A 1,167-nucleotide genomic window follows, 5' to 3' on the forward strand; every position below is an offset into this window, starting at 1 on the left:
TTCTCGCGCTTTCTGGGGCTCGCGATCGAGGACAGCATTCCGGACGCCACGACGCTTTGGCTGTTCCGCGAGAAGCTGGCCAGGGCCGGGCTGATCGAACAGCTGTTTGACCGCTTCGACCAGCATCTTGCGGCCAAGGGCTACATGGCGCGTGGCGGGCAGATCATTGACGCCAGTATCGTGCTGGTGCCGACGCAGCGGAACAGTCGTGACGAGAACGCCGAGCTGCAGGCTGGGCGCACACCAGCGGGGTGGAAGCAGAAGCCCGCCAAAGTGCGGCAGAAGGACCGCGATGCGCGCTGGACCAAGAAGCATGGCCGCAGCTTCTTCGGCTACAAGAACCATGTGAACGCGGACGCCAAGCACAAGCTGATCCGGCATTATGCGGTGACCGATGCTGCCGTGCACGACAGCCAGGAGCTGGATGGGCTGTTGGACGAGGGCAACACCTGCAATGATGTGTTCGCCGACAGCGCTTATCGGTCGGCCGAGATCGAGGCCAAACTCAGGGCCAGTGCTTACAACAGTCGGATTCATCGACGCGGTCGGCGCAACCATCCGCTGTCTTTAGCGCAAGTGCGAGTGAACCACGCCAAGAGCCGGATACGCGCTCGCATCGAGCATGTGTTCGGAGCGCAGCAGAACGCGCCGGGCGGTCGGATCGTGCGAACGATCGGCATCGTGCGGGCGCGCGCTAAGATCGGCTTGCAGAACCTGGCCTACAACATTCGCCGCCTGGTGACGCTGGAACGGCTCGCCGCGGCATGAAGACGGTGGAGTCGTCTCAGTGTTCCAACCGAAGCAGTGGGGCGGAAAAAGCAAGCCGGGAAGACAATCGAAAACAGGACCCAACCCGAACTTGTGCCCAATCAGGCGTCAAAATTGAACATTGTTCGAGGTGCCCTAATGTATCCCAGACGTTTGGCTCCAGGCGAAATCTGATTGCCGGCACTTCAATCATTGCGGTATCGGCTGTAGCTGGGCTCACCTATTTCTTCCTGTTCCTGGCTTCGCCAGGGTCGAAAACGCCGGGGGAAACAGCCTTACAATCGGCATCCGCAACCTCGGCCCAAGCGGCCCTTGATGTGCCTGCGCCACCTTCTCCAACAAGAGCGCAATCGTCATCCGAGACTTCGGCTGCTGTGCCTGAGCCATCTCGCGGAGCGT

1 protein-coding gene is annotated in these 1,167 nt (G+C 60.9%); it reads left to right on the forward strand.

The window, feature by feature from the left end; translation table 11 throughout:
* Positions 1–768: IS5 family transposase (locus tag VMT30_02295; GenBank protein HVQ43771.1), on the forward strand; the 768-nt coding region annotated here is incomplete at its 5' end.
* Positions 769–1,167 lie beyond the last annotated feature (399 nt).

Source organism: Candidatus Saccharimonadia bacterium (assembly GCA_035544015.1).
GTDB lineage: Bacteria > Patescibacteriota > Saccharimonadia > UBA4664 > UBA4664 > UBA5169.